The sequence below is a fragment of the Bradyrhizobium sp. P2_E8 genome (assembly GCF_056403875.1).
Genome location: NZ_JBFUES010000997.1, coordinates 1 through 2,668 on the forward strand (window position 1 = coordinate 1; position 2,668 = coordinate 2,668).

The 2,668-nt window shown below is 65.9% G+C and carries 3 protein-coding genes and 1 pseudogene; all 4 read right to left on the reverse strand.

Features of this window, described 5'->3' with window-relative positions; genetic code table 11:
• Positions 1-192, reverse strand: a pseudogene (locus AC1D00_RS35635) (AMP-dependent synthetase); the annotation flags it as partial.
• A gap of 132 nt (positions 193-324) precedes the next feature.
• Positions 325-1,209 (reverse strand): 3-hydroxyisobutyrate dehydrogenase, encoded by an 885-nt coding sequence (gene mmsB / locus AC1D00_RS35640; RefSeq protein WP_477013894.1) that lies wholly within the window; start codon positions 1,207-1,209, stop codon positions 325-327.
• A gap of 30 nt (positions 1,210-1,239) precedes the next feature.
• Positions 1,240-2,307, reverse strand: a complete 1,068-nt coding sequence (locus AC1D00_RS35645; protein WP_477013895.1) for an enoyl-CoA hydratase/isomerase family protein — start codon at positions 2,305-2,307, stop codon at positions 1,240-1,242.
• A partial coding sequence (locus tag AC1D00_RS35650; protein WP_477013896.1) for an acyl-CoA dehydrogenase family protein occupies positions 2,304-2,668 on the reverse strand: 365 nt, incomplete at its 5' end. The genes AC1D00_RS35650 and AC1D00_RS35645, both read right to left, overlap by 4 nt.

The following is a 2,668-nucleotide window of genomic DNA, read 5'->3' on the forward strand; positions in this document are numbered from 1 at the left end:
GTCCTGTGCGGCATCGACAATCCAGAGCGCGGGCCGGTCCCTGCTCTCCGCATTCGCCGCCAGCCCGGCGTCGAACCAGTCGAGCGCCCAGTTGAAGGGAACCGGATCGGGCCAGCGGAAGCCTTTGACCGCTGTCTCGTAATCCGTGCGGTGCTGTAAAAGGAACGCGCGCGCTTCCTGAAATGTCGTCATGATCCGGGCCCGTCGAATTGACCTGCGAGCGTAGCCCGGATGGAGCGAAGCGCAATCCGGGGCCGGCTACGCAATTGGCAGCAGCTGTCCCGGATTTCGCTTCGCTCCATCCGGGCTACGGGCAAAGCCTCGCTATTTAGCGAGGCTGCGAACGTGCTTGATAATTCCGGAAAAATCCACCCCGCCCTGGCCCGCTCTATCGAAGGCCTGATAGATCTCCTGCGCATGCTGGCCGAGCGGCGTGGCCGCGCCCGCGGCCTTGGCCGCGTCCTGCGCCAAGGTCAGGTCCTTCACCATCAGCGCCGAGGCAAAGCCGGGCTTGTAATCGTTGTTCGCCGGCGAGGTCGGCACCGGACCCGGCACCGGGCAATAGGTCGTCAGCGACCAGCACTGGCCCGACGAGGTCGAGGCAACGTCGAACAGCGCCTGATGCGAGAGCCCGAGCTTCTCCGCCAACGCAAACGCCTCGCTCACCGCGATCATGGAAATGCCGAGGATCATGTTGTTGCAGATCTTGGCCGCCTGGCCGGCGCCGGCGCCGCCGCAATGCACGATCTTCTTGCCCATGTTTTCCAGCACGGGCTTCGCCGCCGCAAACGCCTTGTCGTCGCCGCCGCACATGAAGGTGAGCGTCGCGCCCTTGGCGCCGCCGGTCCCGCCGGAGACCGGCGCGTCCACCGACAGCACGCCGTTCTTGGCGGCCAGCGCGTGGGCCTGCCGCGCGCTCTCGACGTCGATGGTGGAGCTGTCGATGATCAGCGCGCCCTTGGCCATGACGGGGACGACCTCGTTCCAGACGCCGAGCACGTGCTTGCCGGCCGGCAGCATGGTGACGACGACATCGGCGCCCTTCACCGCGCCCGGCGCGCTGTCGGCGATGCCGGCGCCGTCAGCCCTGGCTTGCGCGCGCGAGGCCTCGACGAGGTCGAACGCGACGACCTTGTGGCCGGCCTTGACCAGATTGGCGGCCATCGGGCCGCCCATGTTGCCGAGACCGATGAATGCGATCGTGGCCATCTTCGTTTCCTCCGCTGAACGTTTCGTTGATTAGTTGAACTTCAATTCGTCGGCGCCGATCTCGGCGAGATACGGCGCGAGCATCTCCGGCGTCACGTCCTCGATCCGCGGCGGCGACCAGGTGGGGTTGCGGTCCTTGTCGATCACGGCGGCGCGCACGCCCTCGCGGAAATCATCGCTGCGGAACACTTCCAGCGCGGCGCGATATTCGCGCACCAGACATTCTTCCAGGCTCGACGCGGCGCGGGCCAGCCGCAACAGCTTCAGCGTCACCACCATGCCGCGCGGCGATTTCTCGCCGAGCGTCTTCAGCGTGGCCAGAGCGAATTCGGAACCGTCACGCTTGAGGGCGGCGACGATGTCCTCCATGCGATCGAAACCAAACAGCGCATCGATCATCGGCTCCTTCGCCGCCACCGGTCCTGCGGTCTCGCCGGTCGCAAAGCCGTTGATGAGCTTGCCGACCTCGGCCGCGGTCGCACCGGAGCGCAGTTTCGTCAGGGCCTCGCGCAGCTGCGGGAGTTTCACTGCCGGCACCACCCAATCGGCGAACTTCGCGTGGATCGCGTCCGGCCCGTTCATGGTCTGGCCGGTCAGGCCGAAATAGGTGCCGATCTCACCCGGCGAGCGCGACAACAAATAAGTGCCGCCGACATCGGGGAAGAAACCAAGCCCGACCTCGGGCATTGCGAGCTTGGTGCGGTCAGTGACGACGCGATGACTCGCATGCGCGGAGAGCCCGACGCCGCCGCCCATCACGATGCCGTCCATGAAGGCGACATAGGGCTTTGGGAACTTCTTGATCCGGGCGTTGAGGATGTATTCCTCGCGCCACAGGATCTTGCCGAGATCGCCATGGACCTTCGAGCTCTCCCAGAGCGCGCGGATGTCGCCGCCGGCGCAGAGGCCGCGCTCGCCGGCGCCCTCCAGCAGGATCACGGCGACGGCCGGATCGGCCTCGAAACGGTCGAGCGCGGTCTCGATGTCGCGAAACATCTCGAGGGTGACAGCATTGATGGCCTTGGGACGGTTGAGCCTGATCACGCCGACCGCGCCCTCGACGCGGGCGACCAGATCGCCCTCTTCCGCTGCATTCATCGCGCGCCCTCGATCAGTTTGCGCGCCACGATGAGCCGCATGATTTCATTGGTGCCTTCGAGAATCTGGTGCACGCGCAGATCGCGCACGATCTTCTCGATGCCGTATTCGCTGAGATAGCCGTAGCCGCCATGGAGCTGAAGCGCCTGGTTGGCGACCTCGAAGCCGACATCGGTGCCGAAGCGCTTGGCCATCGCACACAGCATGGTGGCGTCGGGGTCCTTGCGGTCGAGCGCCGCTGCGGCCCGCCACAGGAAGGTGCGCGCGGCCTCGAGCTCGATCGCCATGTCGGCAAGGCGGAATTGCAGCGCCTGGAATTCGTCGAGGCGTTTTCCAAACGCCTTGCGCTCCTTCATGTAGG